Source organism: Ensifer sp. YR511, from assembly GCF_900103045.1.
GTDB classification, from domain to species: domain Bacteria; phylum Pseudomonadota; class Alphaproteobacteria; order Rhizobiales; family Rhizobiaceae; genus Ensifer; species Ensifer adhaerens.
The window spans coordinates 109057-125004 of sequence record NZ_FNGR01000002.1; the positions used below are offsets into that span (position 1 = coordinate 109057).

Annotated in this window: 16 protein-coding genes; 13 read left to right on the top strand and 3 right to left on the bottom strand. The window is 62.9% G+C overall.

Annotated features, from left to right (window positions below; all coding sequences use genetic code 11):
- Nucleotides 1-192 precede the first annotated feature (192 nt).
- From rplM to BLU15_RS05020, 3 genes are all read left to right on the top strand, one after another.
- Nucleotides 193-657, top strand: a complete 465-nt coding sequence (gene rplM, locus BLU15_RS05010; RefSeq protein ID WP_057252379.1) for a 50S ribosomal protein L13 — start codon at nt 193-195, stop codon at nt 655-657.
- Nucleotides 658-659: 2 nt separating this feature from the next.
- The gene (gene rpsI / locus BLU15_RS05015) at nt 660-1127 is read left to right on the top strand and encodes a 30S ribosomal protein S9 (protein WP_034803667.1); all 468 of its coding nucleotides are present in this window, start codon (nt 660-662) and stop codon (nt 1125-1127) included.
- Nucleotides 1128-1229: 102 nt separating this feature from the next.
- The gene (locus BLU15_RS05020) at nt 1230-1607 is read left to right on the top strand and encodes an antibiotic biosynthesis monooxygenase family protein (protein WP_244546709.1); all 378 of its coding nucleotides are present in this window, start codon (nt 1230-1232) and stop codon (nt 1605-1607) included.
- Here the strand turns inward: BLU15_RS05020 and BLU15_RS05025 are convergent.
- Entirely contained in the window at nt 1604-2077 is a 474-nt protein-coding gene (locus tag BLU15_RS05025; protein WP_060522181.1) for an Lrp/AsnC family transcriptional regulator, read from the bottom strand. The genes BLU15_RS05020 and BLU15_RS05025 overlap by 4 nt on opposite strands.
- Before the next feature lie 113 nt (nt 2078-2190).
- Here BLU15_RS05025 and BLU15_RS05030 point away from each other — a divergent pair, with 113 nt between their 5' ends.
- The 3 genes from BLU15_RS05030 to argC all read left to right on the top strand — a co-directional run bounded on the left by BLU15_RS05030 (nt 2191) and on the right by argC (nt 5150).
- Nucleotides 2191-2982: a phenylalanine 4-monooxygenase gene (locus BLU15_RS05030; protein ID WP_090294540.1), complete on the top strand. Its 792-nt coding sequence runs from the start codon at nt 2191-2193 to the stop codon at nt 2980-2982.
- Between the two features lie 127 nt (nt 2983-3109).
- On the top strand, nt 3110-4072 hold the full coding sequence (gene speB, locus BLU15_RS05035; protein ID WP_090294542.1) for an agmatinase: 963 nt from the start codon (nt 3110-3112) through the stop codon (nt 4070-4072).
- A 145-nt stretch (nt 4073-4217) separates the two neighbouring features.
- Complete coding sequence (gene argC, locus BLU15_RS05040) at nt 4218-5150, top strand: N-acetyl-gamma-glutamyl-phosphate reductase (protein ID WP_090294544.1); 933 nt, start codon at nt 4218-4220, stop codon at nt 5148-5150.
- Nucleotides 5151-5226: 76 nt separating this feature from the next.
- Here argC and BLU15_RS05045 read toward each other — a convergent pair whose 3' ends face one another.
- Complete coding sequence (locus BLU15_RS05045; RefSeq protein ID WP_090294545.1) at nt 5227-6330, bottom strand: COX15/CtaA family protein; 1104 nt, start codon at nt 6328-6330, stop codon at nt 5227-5229.
- A 173-nt stretch (nt 6331-6503) separates the two neighbouring features.
- On the opposite strand from BLU15_RS05045, the gene BLU15_RS05050 reads away from it, so the two are divergent.
- The 3 genes from BLU15_RS05050 to BLU15_RS05060 all read left to right on the top strand — a co-directional run bounded on the left by BLU15_RS05050 (nt 6504) and on the right by BLU15_RS05060 (nt 8887).
- Complete coding sequence (locus tag BLU15_RS05050) at nt 6504-6716, top strand: DUF2842 domain-containing protein (RefSeq protein WP_034804246.1); 213 nt, start codon at nt 6504-6506, stop codon at nt 6714-6716.
- A 33-nt stretch (nt 6717-6749) separates the two neighbouring features.
- Nucleotides 6750-7490, top strand: coding sequence for a metallophosphoesterase family protein (locus BLU15_RS05055; RefSeq protein WP_060580882.1), 741 nt, complete (start codon nt 6750-6752; stop codon nt 7488-7490).
- Between the two features lie 152 nt (nt 7491-7642).
- Nucleotides 7643-8887 carry a GNAT family N-acetyltransferase gene (locus tag BLU15_RS05060; protein WP_090294546.1) on the top strand — a complete coding sequence of 415 codons (1245 nt, stop codon included), beginning with the start codon at nt 7643-7645 and terminating at the stop codon, nt 8885-8887.
- Nucleotides 8888-8944: 57 nt separating this feature from the next.
- Here the strand turns inward: BLU15_RS05060 and BLU15_RS05065 are convergent, their stop codons facing one another.
- Nucleotides 8945-11128, bottom strand: a complete 2184-nt coding sequence (locus BLU15_RS05065; RefSeq protein ID WP_090294548.1) for a GumC family protein — start codon at nt 11126-11128, stop codon at nt 8945-8947.
- A 203-nt stretch (nt 11129-11331) separates the two neighbouring features.
- Between BLU15_RS05065 and BLU15_RS05070 the strand changes: the two genes are divergently transcribed.
- From BLU15_RS05070 to BLU15_RS05085, 4 genes are read left to right on the top strand one after another with little or no spacing between them, the layout of a single operon-like run.
- On the top strand, nt 11332-11907 hold the full coding sequence (locus BLU15_RS05070; protein WP_034804249.1) for a polysaccharide biosynthesis/export family protein: 576 nt from the start codon (nt 11332-11334) through the stop codon (nt 11905-11907).
- A 5-nt stretch (nt 11908-11912) separates the two neighbouring features.
- Nucleotides 11913-13085: a glycosyltransferase family 4 protein gene (locus tag BLU15_RS05075; RefSeq protein ID WP_090294549.1), complete on the top strand. Its 1173-nt coding sequence runs from the start codon at nt 11913-11915 to the stop codon at nt 13083-13085.
- A gap of 59 nt (nt 13086-13144) precedes the next feature.
- Nucleotides 13145-14707 (top strand): undecaprenyl-phosphate glucose phosphotransferase, encoded by a 1563-nt coding sequence (locus tag BLU15_RS05080; protein ID WP_034803694.1) that lies wholly within the window; start codon nt 13145-13147, stop codon nt 14705-14707.
- Nucleotides 14704-15948 (top strand): O-antigen ligase family protein, encoded by a 1245-nt coding sequence (locus BLU15_RS05085; protein ID WP_090294551.1) that lies wholly within the window; start codon nt 14704-14706, stop codon nt 15946-15948. Before BLU15_RS05080 ends, BLU15_RS05085 begins: the two co-directional genes overlap by 4 nt.

Here is a 15948-nt window from a genome sequence, read left to right on the forward strand (position 1 = left end):
TTGTTTTTGCTTATCTTTATTTCCATGTCGCAGATTTCGCGTTCTTGACGCTTGTTTCGCACTTGCGTATAAGCTGCCGCAGATCGCGGTCCTCTGAGGGCCGCTTTCTCTTTTGCCCGGGAAACTGGACAAAACCAAGCAACAAGAAACGCCCAGCGGTTCGCCGCTCGGGTCCAAAGAAAGATTTTTGATATGGCAACCTTCGTTCAGAAGCCTGCAGAGGTGGAGAAGAAGTGGATCATCATCGACGCCGAAGGCCTCGTTGTTGGTCGCCTCGCTTCCCTCATCGCAAACCGCCTGCGCGGCAAGCACAAAGCTACCTTCACCCCGCATGTTGACGACGGCGACAACGTCATCGTCATCAACGCCGAGAAGGCAGTTCTGACGGGCAAGAAGTACACCGACAAGAAGTACTACTGGCACACCGGCTACCCCGGCGGCATCAAGGAGCGCACCGCGCGCCAGATCATCGAAGGCCGCTTTCCGGAGCGCGTCATCGAGAAGGCCGTCGAGCGCATGGTTCCGCGCGGTCCGCTTGGCCGTCGCCAGATGAAGAACCTGCGCGTATACGCAGGCGCCAACCACCCGCATGAAGCACAGCAGCCGGCCGTCCTCGACGTCGCCAAGCTGAACAGCAAGAACACAAGGAGCGCCTGATAATGGCTGACCTTTCCGCTCTCAAGGAAATCGCCACGACCGCGGAACCGGCTGCTCCGGTTCACGTCAAGAAGGTCGACGCCCAGGGTCGCTCCTACGCGACCGGCAAGCGTAAGGACGCTGTCGCCCGCGTATGGGTCAAGCCGGGCACCGGCAAGATCACCATCAACGGCAAGCCCTACGCGGCTTACTTCGCCCGTCCGGTTCTGCAGATGATCCTGCAGCAGCCGATCGTCGCTGCTGCCCGTGACGGCCAGTTCGACATCGACGCGACCGTTGCTGGCGGTGGTCTTTCCGGCCAGGCCGGTGCCGTTCGTCACGGCATCTCCAAGGCACTCACCTACTTCGAACCGGGCCTGCGCTCGGTCCTGAAGCGCGGTGGCTTCCTCACCCGCGACAGCCGCGTGGTCGAGCGTAAGAAGTACGGCCGTGCGAAGGCACGTCGTTCGTTCCAGTTCTCGAAGCGTTAATCGCTTCAACTGCGACACTTGGAAAGGCGGGGCTTTGCTCCGCCTTTTTTTGTTATCATCCGCCGCACCGTTTCCCGCAACGTCGACCCCTCGAGGCACAGCATGACAAGCTCCCCCGTCGCCAAGACCCCAGAGCCGCCCTATTACATCGTCACGTTCGCCTCGCGGCGCACGGCAGGCGACCACGGCTACGACAACATGGGAGACGAAATGGAGCGACTTGCGCGCGAGCAGCCGGGTTTTCTCGGTCTCGAAAGCGTGCGCGGCGCCGACGGCTTCGGCCTAACCAATTCCTACTGGGCGGATGAGGAGAGCATCGCGGCCTGGAAAAACAATGTCCGCCACCTGACGGCCCAGCGCCTCGGCCGCGAGCGCTGGTACGAGGATTATCAGGTTCGTGTGGGCAAGATCGGCGCCAATACGGTTTCGAACGCCCCTAGTTCTGCGGCTGCGCACGGTCGCCGCCGGCAAGCGGGCTAAATCGGCAACTCCGTCGTCGACTTGAGTTCGCGCAGGACGAAGCTCGACACCACGGTGCGCACATGGGGATTGCGCATCAGATAGCGCGTCATGAAGGTATCGTAGCTTTCGACGTCATTGGCGCGGATCTTCAGCATGTAGTCGAATGTGCCAGATAGAGCGTAGCACTCCATGATCTCCGGCCGGTCGCGCACGACGGCGGAAAAGGCGGCAATCGCCTCGTCGTGATGATCTTCGAGCGTCACATGGGCGATGATGCAGAGTTTCAGGTCGAGCTTTGCCGGATCGAGCAGCGCCACGCGCTTGCGAATGACGCCATCCGTCTCCAGTTCCTGCAGCCGCCGCCAGGCCGAGCTTTGCGACATGCCGGCTTTCTCCGCGAGATCGGAGAGCGACTGGCCGCTATCGGCCTGAATGAGCCGCAGCAGCTTTCGCACGGGCTGAAGACTTTCTTTCACATCAGCAGGCATTTCGAATTTTCCTCCCGCGATCAGGCGTCCACCTGGCAACTGTGGAACAAATACTCGCTCCATCCGCGATACAATTGCAACAGGAGAGTTCATCTGACGAATGAGGAGACGTCATGACGAAGGAAAGCAGCTACACGGCCAAACTGCCGGAACCGGACGGCACCTATCACTATACCCCGGAAGAAGATGCGATCTGGGGCGAGCTGTACCAGCGGCAGATGAAGCTTCTGGCCGACAAGGCGTGCGACGAATACCTCGAGGGAGCCAAGACGCTCGATCTCGGCCCTGACCACGTGCCGCAGTTGAAGGACGTGAACCGCCGCCTTGCCGAAACCACCGGCTTCGGTGTCGAAGGTGTTCCCGCCCTCATTCCGCCGTCCCACTTCTACGAACTGCTGTCCCAAGGCAAGTTTCCGCTGGCGACCTTCATTCGCCGCCGCGAGCATATCGATTACATCGAAGAACCCGACATCTTCCACGAGGTCTTCGGTCACTGCCCGCTACTGACCAACCAGAGCTACGCCAACTTCGTCCGTCGCTTCGGCGAAAAGGCGGTTTCGCTAGGCAAGGGCTATTCCTGGCACATGTTCCGGATCTTCTGGTTCACCGTCGAGTTCGGGCTGATCAACACGTCGAAGGGCCGCCGCTGCTATGGCGCCGGCATCGTGTCTTCGCCCAACGAGACACGCAACGCGATGGGGACCCCAGGCGTCGAGTTCCGCCCGTTCGACTTGATGACCGTGCTGCGCACGCCCTATCGCATCGATATCGTCCAGCCGATCTATTACGTGATCGACAGTTTCGCCCAGCTGGAAACGATCATCGAAGAGGATATCGCCGCGCGCATCACCGAAGCCAAGGCGCTTGGCGATTTCGCCCCGACCTACGAAGCCAAGGCCTCGTAATCGCCCAAGAAACGGCCGGCAGGGCCTTGCCTTGCCGGCAACGATTGTCCAACCTTCCGCCACCACAGGTTTGAGCGGGATGCGCGCAGAGGATGCGCGCTTTCCGGCTCCGAGGCAGAGGCGGGATATGGCGAACAGGACGATCGATCATGCGCTGACGGCGCGCTCACTCACATCGGCGGCGTCCGATCCGACCCATGCCGGCATTCTCTCCTTCATGCGCCGCAAATATTCGAAGCAGTTGAAGGGTGTCGATGCCGTCGTCTGGGGCATTCCCTTCGACGCCGCCACTTCGAACCGCCCCGGCGCGCGCTTCGGGCCGGAGGCGATCCGCCGCGCCTCGGCAATCTTCGACAACGATCCGCAGTACCCGTTCGACCGCGATCTCTTCGCGGAGATGGCGACGGTCGACTATGGCGACTGCCTCCTCGACTATGGCAATCATTCGAAGACGCCGGCAACGATCGAACGCGAAGCGACTAAGATCATCAGGAGTGGCGCCTATCTGCAGACGCTCGGCGGCGACCACTTCGTCACCTACCCGATCCTGAAGGCGCAGGCGGCTCTGCACGGCCCCCTCGCCCTCGTACAGTTCGACGCCCACCAGGATACCTGGCCGGATGAACGCGGTCGCATCGACCATGGCTCCTTTGTCGGCCGTGCGGCGCGCGAGGGCCTGATCGATACAGATGCCTCGATCCAGATCGGCATCCGCACGCGCGCGCCTGAGGATTGCGGCATCCGCATTCTCTATGGCTACGACGTCGAAGAGATGAGCGCTGCCGAGATCGCCGAGACGATCATAAGGCAGGTTGGCGAGCGCAAGGCCTATCTGACCTTTGATATCGACTGCCTCGACCCGGCCTATGCGCCCGGCACCGGCACCCCGGTCGCCGGCGGCCCGTCGAGCGCCAAGATCCTTTCGGTGCTGCGCAAGCTCGGGGCGCTGACGGTGGTCGGCAGCGACGTCGTCGAAGTGGCGCCAGCCTACGACCATGCCGACGTCACCGCAATCGCCGGTGCGACGGTCGCGATGTATATGCTGGGCCTGCATGCGGAGAAGCTTGCCGAGCGTGCGCCGCTTCGCTGAGCGCTGCCGTTGCGAGGATTGGCCGCTGCTTATATAGGAACAGGTGGGTTTGGCGGCGTTCCGCCGGCCCGTTGAGAAATTGATTCAATTCTATGCCAGAATGATTCCGGAACGGCTTCTAACTGTCTGGCAGAACGGGAAAATCATGAAACCGAAGATCTTCATCGATGGCGAACACGGCACCACGGGCCTGCAGATCCGCACGCGCATGGCCGGCCGTAGCGATCTCGAACTGCTTTCCATTCCGGAAGCGGAACGACGCAACGCCGCGATGCGAGAAGATCTTCTGAACGAAGCAGACATCGCCATCCTCTGCCTGCCGGACGACGCCTCGCGCGAGGCGGTTTCGATGGTCTCGGGCAACAACAAGGTCCGCATCATCGACACGTCGACCGCGCATCGCATTGCGCCCGACTGGGCCTATGGCTTTGCCGAAATGGACAAGGCGCAACCGGAGAAGATCCGCAGCGCCCGTTGCGTCGCCAATCCCGGTTGCTATCCGACCGGCGCGATCGGCGTGATCCGGCCGCTGCGCCAGGCCGGCATCCTGCCGGACGGCTATCCGGTGACGGTCAACGCGGTCTCCGGCTACACGGGCGGCGGCAAGCAGATGATCGCGCAGATGGAAGACGAGACCAATGTGGATCACATCAGCGCACCGCACTTCCTCTACGGCCTGACGCTCAAGCACAAGCATGTGCCCGAGATGAAGATGCACGGGCTGCTCGACCGCGCACCGGTCTTTGCGCCCTCGGTCGGCAAGTTCGCACAGGGCATGATCGTCCAGGTGCCGCTCTATCTCGAAGACCTCGCCGCCGGCACGACGCTGGAGACGATCCATGCTGCAATCGTCGCGCATTATGCCGGCCAGTCGATCGTCGAGGTCGTGCCGCTCCAGGAGAGTGAAAAGCTCGGCCGCATCGACGCCACCGAGCTTGCCGGCAAGGACACGATGAAGCTTTTCGTCTTCGGCACCCCTGGCGGCAACCATGTGAACCTCGTCGCCCTGCTCGACAATCTCGGCAAGGGCGCTTCGGGCGCGGCGGTCCAGAACATGGACCTGATGCTGTCGGCCTGATCAGCACGGAGCTCAAAACAAAAGACCCCGGCGAGCCGCTCGCCGGGGTCTTTCTTTTTCCGGAGCTCGTCCGGCGTCAGTCGCGTAGTTCGATCGCCGTCGGCCGCGGGTACTCGCCGTAGAAACCGCGCCAGTGGGCGATGGCAAAGCCAAGCACCACAAGCGCGCCACCCTGGTGCGCCACGCCCCAGCCGACCGGCACCTGCAGCACCAGCGTGGTAATGCCGATCACCGCCTGCACCGAGACGAGCAGGAACAGGAGCACGGCGCGGCGCGCATGGGTGGTTTCGGGTGCGGCCCGCAGCGAGGCAATCATGTGCATCACTGCGAAGGCAAAGAGCACATAGGCGCCAATGCGGTGGACGAACTGGACCGTCTTCGGGTTCTCGAACAGGTTGATCCACCAGGGCTGCTGCAGGAACAGGTCCTGCGGGATGATCGCGCCATCCATCAGCGGCCAGGTGTTGTAGCTGAAGCCCGCATCGAGACCGGCGACGAGCGCGCCGAGATAGATCTGGAACAGACTGAAGATGGCGATGATCGCCGCCATCTTGCGCGAACGGTCGGTGGGCGCCGTGTCATTTGAATGCGCGCTCAGCCCGCGGAAGATCCACATACAGGCGGCAAAGATCAGACAGGCGATGACGAGATGCGTCGCAAGCCGGTACTGGCTGACCTCGGTGCGCTCCACGAGGCCCGATGAAACCATCCACCACCCGATGAACCCCTGGAAACCGCCAAGCGCAAGGATACCGAGCAGCGGCATGCGCAGCTTGCGCTCGACCTTTCCGGTGAACCAGAAATAGGCAAGCGGCAACGCGAAGATCAGGCCGATGGTGCGGGCAAGCAGACGGTGCGCCCATTCCCACCAGAAGATCGTCTTGAACTCGTCGACCGTCATGCTGCTGTTCATCTGCTGATACTGCGGAATGCGCTGGTAAAGCTGGAATTCCTCTTCCCACTCGGCGACCGTCAGCGGCGGGATCACGCCATGGATCGGCTTCCACTCGGTGATGGAGAGGCCCGATTCGGTAAGCCGCGTCGCGCCGCCGACGAGCACCAGGGCAAAGAGGGTGAACAGCACGACTGCCAGCCAGCCGCGGATCTGCCGGCGGTTGCGGTCGGTCCTGCCGATCTCGTGTCGAAGCATTTGTTCAGTCGCCATTTCGACGCCGGCCATCATGTTCCCTCTGGTGTCGCAGGGTTGTCGGCGGTGCAACCGGACGGATAAACGGTCGCACCTTCAGGAAAGCCGTTGATTTGCACCAGAGCGGCATGCAAAACAAGGCCGAAACCTTTGCGGCATGCGGTCGCGGCCGCTCCGCGCGCATTTGCCCATGTGAAAGATATGAAATGCCCGTACGCCTCAGAAAGCTGATCGGCACGATCCTGATCATCATCCTCGTCGTCGTCTATGCGCTGGCCGCCGTCACCTTCGCCTCGCTGCTGCTCGGCGCTGCCCCCTGGTACGTGCATCTGGCCTACTTCTTCTTCACCGGCCTGCTCTGGATATTGCCGGCCATGCTGATCATCAAATGGATGGAAAAGCCCGCGAAGGATCGTTGATCCTCAATCCGGTAGCCATTCGGGGGGACGCCCATGCGACTTGCAGTTATCGCTGACATCCACGGCAACGATCTTGCGCTCGAAGCGGTGCTCGCCGACATCGATGCGCAAGGGATCACCGATATCGTCAATCTTGGCGACCATCTGAGCGGCCCCCTCAATGCCGCACGCACGGCCGACATCCTCATCAAACGGGCGATCCTTTCGATCCGAGGCAATCACGATCGCTATCTTTTGACCATGGATCCGCATGAAATGGGGCAATCTGATCGCGCGGCCTATGATCAATTGCAGCCGCAGCACCGCGAATGGCTGGCGACCCTGCCCGTCGCACACGTCCACGAGGAAGCGTTCTTCCTGTGCCATGCGACGCCGACCGATGACGAGACCTACTGGCTGGAGGCCCTGACGGCCGATGGCACCGTCCACATGGCGCAGCATTCGGCCATCGAAGCGAAAGCAGCCGGCGTCGACTATCCGGTTATCCTGTGCGGCCACACCCATATCCAGCGCGCCGTGCGGCTTTCCGACGGCCGCCTCGTCGTCAATCCCGGCAGCGTCGGCTGCCCCGGGTATGACGACGACCAACCGGTGCCGCACAAGGTCGAAGCGGGCTCCCCGGACGCCCGCTACGCGATCATCGAGAAATCGGCCTCGGGGTGGCACGTCACCTTCCGCAATGTCCCCTATGACTGGATGGCAATGTCCCAGCTTGCGGCCAGCCGCAACCGCATGGAATGGGCAAAGGCGTTGGCCACCGGCTTTCTCGATTGAAATTTGCGCGCGCTTCACATTCCTCGCTTCACGCTTTGCTAACCGCGTTCGCCGGTTATTCCCAATCGGCTTCATAAGTATTCCCGAATTAAAGCGATCGTAGCGGGCTTGAGGTTCAATCTCTCCGCAACAAGGACCGGACGGCACCTGCGATGACGAACTCGGAACTCACCATGGACGGCTCCGGCGACCGCCGCGCGCACGCGTCCTTGCGTGCAGATCCGACCGATGCCGCCGGCCGCTTCGAAATCTCGCTTCACCGCAATATGGAGGCGCTCGAATCCGAGTGGCGCCTGCTCGACGGTCTTCCTGAGAACTCGCTGCATCATGCCTATCAATGGTGCAGCGCCTGGGCTGCGACCCATGTCAGCGACCTGGCCCTTCTGCGCGTTACCTTCGATGGCGAACTCCTGCTCGTCCTGCCGCTGGAAGTGGCGCGCGGACGCTTGTTTCGAACGGCAAAGCTGATCGGAACCGAGCATAGCAACCTCAACACCGGGCTCTTTGCCCCCAACGCCGCGGCGATCATCAGCACGCCCGCGCTTGCCGACGCGCTTGCCCGCGCCATCTGTGGCGCACTGCGCGGCCTTGCCGACATCGTCATGCTCGATCGTCTACCGAGCGACTGGCGCGGCGCCCCCAGCCCCTTCGCCCTGCTTTCGGGCGTTGCCAATCCCAACCCGTCGTTTCAGCTTCCCCTTCTCGGTGGCATTCAACCGACACTGGCCCAGCTCAACGCCAAGCGGCGGCGCAAGAAGATGCGCATTTCCGAGCGACGGCTGGCTGAAATGGGCGGCTACGACTATGTGGTCGCGCGTACGGGTGACGAGGCCCACGCGCTGCTTGATACCTTCTTTCGGCAGAAGGCGACGCGTTTTGCTGCGCTCGGCCTTCCCGATGTCTTCCAGGACAAGGAAACGCAGGCGTTTTTCCATGCGCTCGCCGCCCGTATGGGCGACGACGTTCAACTCATGGAACTCAATGCCATCCGCCTGCGGGGCGAAAACGACGGCCGCATCGTCGCCGTCGCCGGACTTTCCCGCAAGGCAGATCACGTGATCTGCCAGTTCGGGTCGATCGACGAAGGTTTGGCCGGCGATGCCAGCCCGGGTGAATTGCTGTTTTACCGCATGATCGAGCGCCTATCGGGGGAAGGCGTGCGCCTGTTCGATTTCGGCGTCGGCGACCAGCCCTACAAACGCTCCTGGTGCACGATCGAGACACCGCTGCGCGACATCGTGTTGCCGGTGACGTTCGCCGGCCGGCTCGCAGGCCTGCGGCATCACCTCGTCGTGAGGGCAAAAAGGGCGATCAAGGCGAACCGGGCCGTTTATGCCCGCATCCAGCGCACGCGACGGCACAGGCAAGACAAGACCTTCGACAGCAGCGCCGACTGATAACCGAGATAAGAGGACGGGGCCCAGGCGCGTTGTCGCCGGTGGCCGGCGAGACCATTATGCCGCGTCGCGGTCCGGGTATTCGGGGTCCGATTGTACCTGGCCGGTCATCAGCACGATGTCGCGATAGCCCGCTGCGCCGAATCCGGTCAGCACCTCGACGATCCGCTCATCGCTCACCGACGGTGCCGACAGGATGATTTCCGCGCCATCGCGGCCAGCGATCTTCTCAACAGCCATTTCATCGGCAGGGCCGCATTCGAGCAGGACGAGATCATAGGCGTTGGTCAAGGCGTCGATGATCATCTTCAGCCGGTCGATGCCGCGCATCGCCTGACGCGGATCGGCATCGCCCTGAGGAATGATGTGCGCGTCGGAAAAACGGTCGGCGTGGATCGTGTCCGTGAAGGGCACCTCCCCCGCCAGCAGGTTGGTGATACCAGGAAGCTGCTGCGAGCGCGCCATCAGGCGTGTCGGGCAGGCAGAACCCGTCAGGTCGATCAATACGACCTTCAGCTCCTCTTCGGCCAGCAACCGGGCGAGCATCACGGTGGCGGTAGAACCCTCGTCTCCGCCGGGCGAAACCGAAATCGCAACGCGCACGTTGGTGGCGCGCAGATGCTCGGCGACGGCCTCGATCGAGAAATCCGCCTCGGCTGCCTCTTCCTCCATGTCCGGTGCAAGCGACACGTCCATAGCAGGCAGCAAGTCGACGGCGTCATCTGCTGCGGGCGCAATTGCAGGCGAAGCCTGAGCCATCTCGCCCGGCGGCAAATCGGCGACGCTTGCGGCCAGCGCCGGACGCGGGTGGACCGGTGCCCGTTCGCCCGTAGCTGCGACCGGCCGCAAGGCTCGTCCGCTGAAAAGCTCGCCGAGCATGATGCCAATGCAGGTCAGGAGGAACGTGGCAAGCGCTGCGACGATCGTGATCGGCAGCACTTTCGGGAAACTCGCGCCGGTCGGAACCACGGCACTCGAAATGACCCGTGCATCGGCCGGCGTCGCATTCTCCACCGTGCGCGATGTCGCTTCGCGGTAGCGCGCGAGATAGGTCTCCAGCAATTGCCGCTGCGCCGTTGCCTCGCGCTCGAGCGCGCGCAGCCCCACCTCTTCTTCGCCCGCCCGAGCCGACTGCGCCTTCAGCGCATTCAGCTGCTGGGTCAACTGCTGTTCGCGCAGTTCACCGACCTTCGCCTCGTTTTCAAGGCTCGTCAGGATCTTGCGGGTCTCGGAGCTGATCTGGCCGCGGATGCCTTCGAGCTGCGACTTCAGCGCCTTCAGGCGCGGATGACCGTCGAGCAGGGTCGTCGAAAGATCGGCGACCTGCGCCTGGAGATTGGCCTCGGTTTCCTTCAGCCGCTGGATCATCTGTGAACCGACGACGTCGGCGATGGTGTCCGGCGCGCGGCCGCTCGCAAGCGCCGAACGCACGCCGGCGGCACGCGCCTCCGCATTGGCACGCTCGCCGCGCACCCGGGTCAGCTCCGTCGAGATGTCCGTGAGCTGCCGCGTCGCGAAGTTGGTGGTTTCGCCGGTTGGTAGCAGGTCCGACGAGGCGCGATAGGCCGCCACCTTCGCCTCGGCGTCGCGCACCTTCTCGCGCAGATTGGCGATCTCCGGTTCGAGCCAGCGTGTCGCCTCGGAATTGGTGTCGAGTTTCGCACCGCTCTGGAGCGCCAGGAAGACCTTCGCCATCTCATTGGGCACGGCGGCCGCAAGCTGGCGGTCCTTCGAGGTGAAGCCAATCGCAATCACCCGCGACTTCTCCACCTGGTAGACCTGGAGCTTGTCGGAGAATTCCTTGAGCACCCTCTCCTCGGGCGGCATCTCCAGCGGGTTCTTCTTCAACCCGAGCATGACGAGAAGATCCGAAAGCGCCGAGGGCGCCGACGACGGGTCGAATTCCTTGAGCTCATAGAGCTTCATGTTGCGGGCGACCTGCTTGATGAGGTCGGCCGACTTGAGCACCTGTACCTGGCTGAGGATGCCGGATTCGTCGAAGACGCGGTCGGCGCCCGCCTGGGAAGCCTGGTTGGGGCCGCTGAACTCCGGCTCGCGCGATTCGATGAGCACACGGGTTTCGCTCTGGTAATCCGGCGCGATCATCTTTGCTGCGCCGAAGGCAAGCGCCGCCACAGCGACGGTGGCGAGCAAAACCTTGACGCGCCGATCCCAGACGGCGCGAAACAGGCCGCCGAGGTCGATATCCACATCCTGTTGTGCGCTGCCGCTTCCCGACATGCTAGTCGCTCCGAACCTTCAAATCTCGCCGGACCGTAAAGGAACATGGTAACGCAAGGGTTAATGCGATCAACCTGCGGATGATAAAGACGGGGCGGTATCGCCAGGTCTCCGCGAAAATTCTACCGCGAGTTTACCTGCTATTAACCCTAACGGACCGATAACGTCACAAAAGCTGGTCGTTTCCGGAGCCTATGAACCGCATGTCCACCGCAGCTATCAAGACGGGTCTCGCGATCACGGCGGCAGCGCTGTCGATGTTGCTCGGCGGCTGCACGAGCTACCAGCCCGCGCCCAAGGCCTTCAGTGAAGCCACGATCCAGCCCTATCGGCTCGACAGCGGCGACCGCCTGCGCATCAACGTCTTCGAACAGGCCGGTCTCAGCGGCACTTACACGGTCGATCAGGCCGGCTACGTCGCCTTCCCCCTGATCGGCACCGTCGCCTCGCGCGGCAGGACCCTACCTGAACTCGAGGGCATGATCGCCGCCAAGCTGAAGCAGGGCTATCTGCGCGATCCAGACGTCACGATCGAGGTCGATCGCTACCGTTCCGTCTTCATCATGGGCGAAGTCGGCCAGGCTGGCCAATATGCCTATGTGCCCGGCATGACCGTGCAGAACGCGATCGCTGTCGCCGGAGGCTTCTCTCCGCGCGCCAATCAGTCCAACGCCGACATCACGCGCAAGATCAATGGCCGCATCATCACCGGCCGGGTGCCGATCACCGACGCGGTTCTTGCCGGCGACACGATCTATGTTCGCGAACGCCTGTTCTGATCTCGATGCAACAAGAGCGGCCTTTGCGCATCATCCACTGCTTCAGGTCGCCTGTCGGCGGGATATTCCGCCACGTGCGCGACCTGGCCGAGGCGCATGCCAAGGCCGGCCACGAGGTCGGGATCCTCTGCGACAGCACGACGGGTGGCAGTCACGAGGATCGGTTGTTCGACGAAATCCGCCCCTATCTGGCGCTCGGCCTCATACGGATGCCGATCCATCGCTCGGTCGGGCCGTCGGATTTTGCCGCGTTGTGGCGCGGCTATAAGGAAATCAGAAGTTTGCGACCGGATGTGTTGCATGGGCACGGCGCCAAAGGCGGCGTCATTGCCCGGCTCATCGGTTCAGCCTTGCGGGTCAACAGGTATCGCGTAGCCCGCCTCTATTCGCCGCATGGCGGCAGCCTGCACTACCGTCCAGGCTCTATGACAGGCCGGCTGGTCTTCCCGGCGGAGCGGATCCAGCAGCGGATTACCGACGCCCTCGTCTTCGTCTGCGATTTCGAGCGGCAGACCTATTTCGCAAAGGTCGGCGCGCCGCGTGAGCGCAACGAATTGATCTACAACGGCATCGACGACCGGGAGTTCGAGACCGTCCCGCCTGGGCCGGATGCGGTCGACTTTCTCTATATCGGCATGATGCGGGACCTGAAGGGTCCCGATCTGTTTGTGGAAGCTTTCGCCCAGACCGAAAGGCTTGTCGGCAGGCCGCTGTCGGCGCTGATGATCGGCGACGGCCCGCAGCAGCACGAATACAGCGATCTGGTGCTGCAGCAGGGCCTCGCCCGCCGCATCCGCATGCAGCCGGCGATGAAGACGCGCGAGGCCTTCGCGCTGACGCGCAACATCGTCGTTCCCTCGCGCGCCGAGTCCATGCCCTATATCGTGCTCGAGGCGCTTGCCGCGCGGAAGCCGGTCATCGCCAGCCGTGTCGGCGGCATCCCGGAAATTCTCGGACGCGACAGCACCGCACTTGCCGAACCCGCCAATGCCCGGTCGCTCGCCGACATCATGGCCCGCGCAATCACCGAGAAGGACTGGGCGGCACGTGTGATGCCCGATCCGAGCACGTTCAAGTCGCAATTTGCAGCTTCGGTAATGTCGGCGGATATGCTAAGCCTCTATCGGGAATTGTGCCGTTACCAGCCGCCCGCCGATAGCGTGTTGCCCACAACGTAAGCGTTTCTTAGTGGCTTTCTGCTATCCCGGCTGAGGGACTTCAGCGCCGGAAGACAGCCATGAACAAGTTTGACCGCCCGGGTTCGTTCGATCCCGAAGCGCTTCGCAAGAAGATTTCGGAAATCCGCGCCCGCGCGCCCGGCGAAATGCCGGGCGAAACAACGACCACGGATCTCAATCCGCTGGCGCGGCAGATCGCCGAGCAGTTCAGCGCCGATACCTATTCGCCTGCGATGATCATGGGGCTGATGCGCCTGTTCGAATTCAGCGCGCTCTTTACGATCGGCTATGCCATCAACGCGCTCTATGTCCAGCCGGGCTTCGAACAACTGCCGCTGTACCTGGCAATTCTCGTCGGTGGTTCCGCATTGGCGGTCGCCGCTATGCAGATCGCCGACACCTATCAGATCCCGGCGCTGCGCGCCTGGCTGCGGGTGATGCCGCGCATCCTCGCCTCCTGGGCCATCGCGTTTGGCGGCATCGCCATCGCGCTGTTCTTTCTGAAATCCGGTCACCAGTATTCGCGCGTCTGGTTCGGCGGCTGGTTCATCGGCGGCGCAATCTTTCTGATCGCCGAGCGCGCCTTCATCGCCTATTCCATCCGCCATTGGGCCCGGAACGGTACGATGGAACGCCGCGCGGTCGTCGTCGGCGGCGGCCAGCCGGCCAAGGACCTGATCCGCACGCTCGAGGACCAGCCCGACAACGACATCCGCATCTGCGGTATTTTCGACGACCGCGACGAGCGCCGCTCGCCCAATGTGATCGCTGGCTATCCGAAGCTCGGGACGGTCGACGAACTGGTGGAATTCGCCCGCCTGGCGCGCATCGACATGCTGATCATCTCGCTGCCGCTGACGGCGGAGAAGCGCATTCTCCAGCTTCTGAAGAAGCTCTGGATCCTGCCGGTCGACATCCGGCTCGCCGCCCACGCCAACAACCTGCGGTTCCGCCCGCGCAGCTACTCCCATGTCGGCGATGTCCCCATGCTCGACATCTTCGACAAGCCGATCGCCGATTGGGACTCGGTCGCCAAGCGCGGCTTCGACATCTTCTTCAGCCTGGTCGCCCTCGTGCTTCTGTGGCCGATCATGCTCGGCGCGGCGATCGCCGTCAAAGCGACGTCCCCGGGCCCGATCATCTTCAAGCAGAAGCGGCACGGCTTCAACAACGAGACCATCGAGGTCTACAAGTTCCGCTCGATGTATACGCATATGAGCGACCCGACGGCCCGCAACGCCGTGACCAAGCGCGACCCGCGCGTTACCCCCGTCGGCCGTTTCATCCGCAAGTCCTCGATCGACGAACTGCCGCAGATCTTCAACGTGCTGAAGGGCGAGCTGTCGCTCGTTGGGCCGCGGCCGCACGCCGTGCTCGCCCAGACCCAGAACCGGACCTACTCCGACGTCGTCGAAGGCTATTTCGCCCGCCACCGCGTCAAGCCCGGCGTCACCGGCTGGGCGCAGATCAACGGCTGGCGCGGCGAGATCGACAATGACGACAAGATCCGCCTGCGCACCGCCTTCGACCTGCACTACATCGAAAACTGGTCGTTGCTCTTCGATCTCAAGATCCTGTTCCTGACGCCGTTCCGGCTTCTCAATACCGAGAACGCCTATTGAGCACCGTCGATTCAGGTCGGCTCCCGATCGCTCGCCCCCAGCTCGCGGCGCTCTCGCTGCTCGGCTCCGGGCTCGTCGCCTTTGCCGTGTTTCTCTCCGGTTTCGTCATTTTCGAGCCGGCGCCCTATGAGCTGTTCCTGGTCGCGCTCATCGGCCTTTGGGCGCTCGTGGGCCTCAAGATCTCGCGCAGCGTCGCCCCGCTGCTGACGCTTCTGACCCTGTTCATGGTCGGCGGCATCCTGTCCCTGACGGTCATGACAGACCTGACGAAGGGGCCGATGTACATGGCGGTCTCCGGCTTCCTCGCGCTCTCCTCGGTCTTCTTCGCAGCCATCATCGAGGATCGCCACGAACGCCTGCGGCTGATCTTCAATGCCTGGACGGCGGCGGCCATCATCACCGCCCTGCTCGGCATCCTCGGCTATTTCGGCGCCGTGCCGGGCGCGGAAAGCTTCACGCTCTATGGCCGCGCCAAAGGCGCGTTCCAGGATCCGAACGTCTTCGGCCCGTTCCTCTCGGTGCCGGCCATGTACCTCATCCACTGCATCCTCACGCAGCCCATCCAGAAAGCCCCCCCGAAGATCGCCGCGCTGATGGTGCTGGCGCTCGGCGTCTTTCTTTCGTTCTCCCGCGCAGCCTGGGCCCTCAACCTCTTCTGTGTCGTCGCCTTCGTCTTCGTCATGCTGCTCAAGGAGCGAAACGGCCTCTTCCGCCTGCGGATTCTGGTGTTGGCTCTCGTCGGCGGGATCATGATCGTCGGCGCCCTCCTCGTCGCGCTGCAGTCCGAGCAGGTCGCGACACTCTTTTCCAGCCGCTCGCAGCTGGTGCAGGATTATGACGGCGGCCACCTCGGCCGCTTCGATCGCCATCGCCTCGGCTTCCTGATGTCGATGGAAAAGCCGCTCGGCATCGGCCCGATGGTTTTCAGCACGATCTTCCCGGAGGATGAGCACAACGTCTGGCTGAAGTCGCTGACGTCCTACGGCTGGCTCGGCTTTGTCAGTTACGTGACGCTGATCGTCTGGACGCTCTCGCTCGGCTTTCGCTTTCTGCTGCTCAACCGCCCTTGGCAGACCTATCTGATGATCGCCTGGGTCGCCGTTCTCGGCCATGTCGGGGTCGGCAATGTCATCGACACGGACCATTGGCGCCACTTCTATCTGCTCATCGGAATCATCTGGGGATGCGCCGCCCTTGAATATCGCCATCGCCGGCAGGCGCGCGCCGGCCGGAGCTCCTGA

What these genes read in the sequence shown, in the direction of transcription:
- BLU15_RS05080 (WP_034803694.1), top strand. Translation starts at nt 13,145, where the DNA reads ATGAACAAGTTTGACCGCCCGGGTTCGTTCGATCCCGAAGCGCTTCGC.
- BLU15_RS05020 (WP_244546709.1), top strand. Translation starts at nt 1,230, where the DNA reads ATGACAAGCTCCCCCGTCGCCAAGACCCCAGAGCCGCCCTATTACATC.
- BLU15_RS05045 (WP_090294545.1), bottom strand. Translation starts at nt 6,330, where the DNA reads ATGGCCGGCGTCGAAATGGCGACTGAACAAATGCTTCGACACGAGATC.
- BLU15_RS05030 (WP_090294540.1), top strand. Translation starts at nt 2,191, where the DNA reads ATGACGAAGGAAAGCAGCTACACGGCCAAACTGCCGGAACCGGACGGC.
- BLU15_RS05055 (WP_060580882.1), top strand. Translation starts at nt 6,750, where the DNA reads ATGCGACTTGCAGTTATCGCTGACATCCACGGCAACGATCTTGCGCTC.
- rplM (WP_057252379.1), top strand. Translation starts at nt 193, where the DNA reads ATGGCAACCTTCGTTCAGAAGCCTGCAGAGGTGGAGAAGAAGTGGATC.
- BLU15_RS05060 (WP_090294546.1), top strand. Translation starts at nt 7,643, where the DNA reads ATGACGAACTCGGAACTCACCATGGACGGCTCCGGCGACCGCCGCGCG.
- BLU15_RS05075 (WP_090294549.1), top strand. Translation starts at nt 11,913, where the DNA reads ATGCAACAAGAGCGGCCTTTGCGCATCATCCACTGCTTCAGGTCGCCT.
- BLU15_RS05050 (WP_034804246.1), top strand. Translation starts at nt 6,504, where the DNA reads ATGCCCGTACGCCTCAGAAAGCTGATCGGCACGATCCTGATCATCATC.
- speB (WP_090294542.1), top strand. Translation starts at nt 3,110, where the DNA reads ATGGCGAACAGGACGATCGATCATGCGCTGACGGCGCGCTCACTCACA.
- BLU15_RS05070 (WP_034804249.1), top strand. Translation starts at nt 11,332, where the DNA reads ATGTCCACCGCAGCTATCAAGACGGGTCTCGCGATCACGGCGGCAGCG.
- rpsI (WP_034803667.1), top strand. Translation starts at nt 660, where the DNA reads ATGGCTGACCTTTCCGCTCTCAAGGAAATCGCCACGACCGCGGAACCG.
- BLU15_RS05065 (WP_090294548.1), bottom strand. Translation starts at nt 11,128, where the DNA reads ATGTCGGGAAGCGGCAGCGCACAACAGGATGTGGATATCGACCTCGGC.
- BLU15_RS05025 (WP_060522181.1), bottom strand. Translation starts at nt 2,077, where the DNA reads ATGCCTGCTGATGTGAAAGAAAGTCTTCAGCCCGTGCGAAAGCTGCTG.
- argC (WP_090294544.1), top strand. Translation starts at nt 4,218, where the DNA reads ATGAAACCGAAGATCTTCATCGATGGCGAACACGGCACCACGGGCCTG.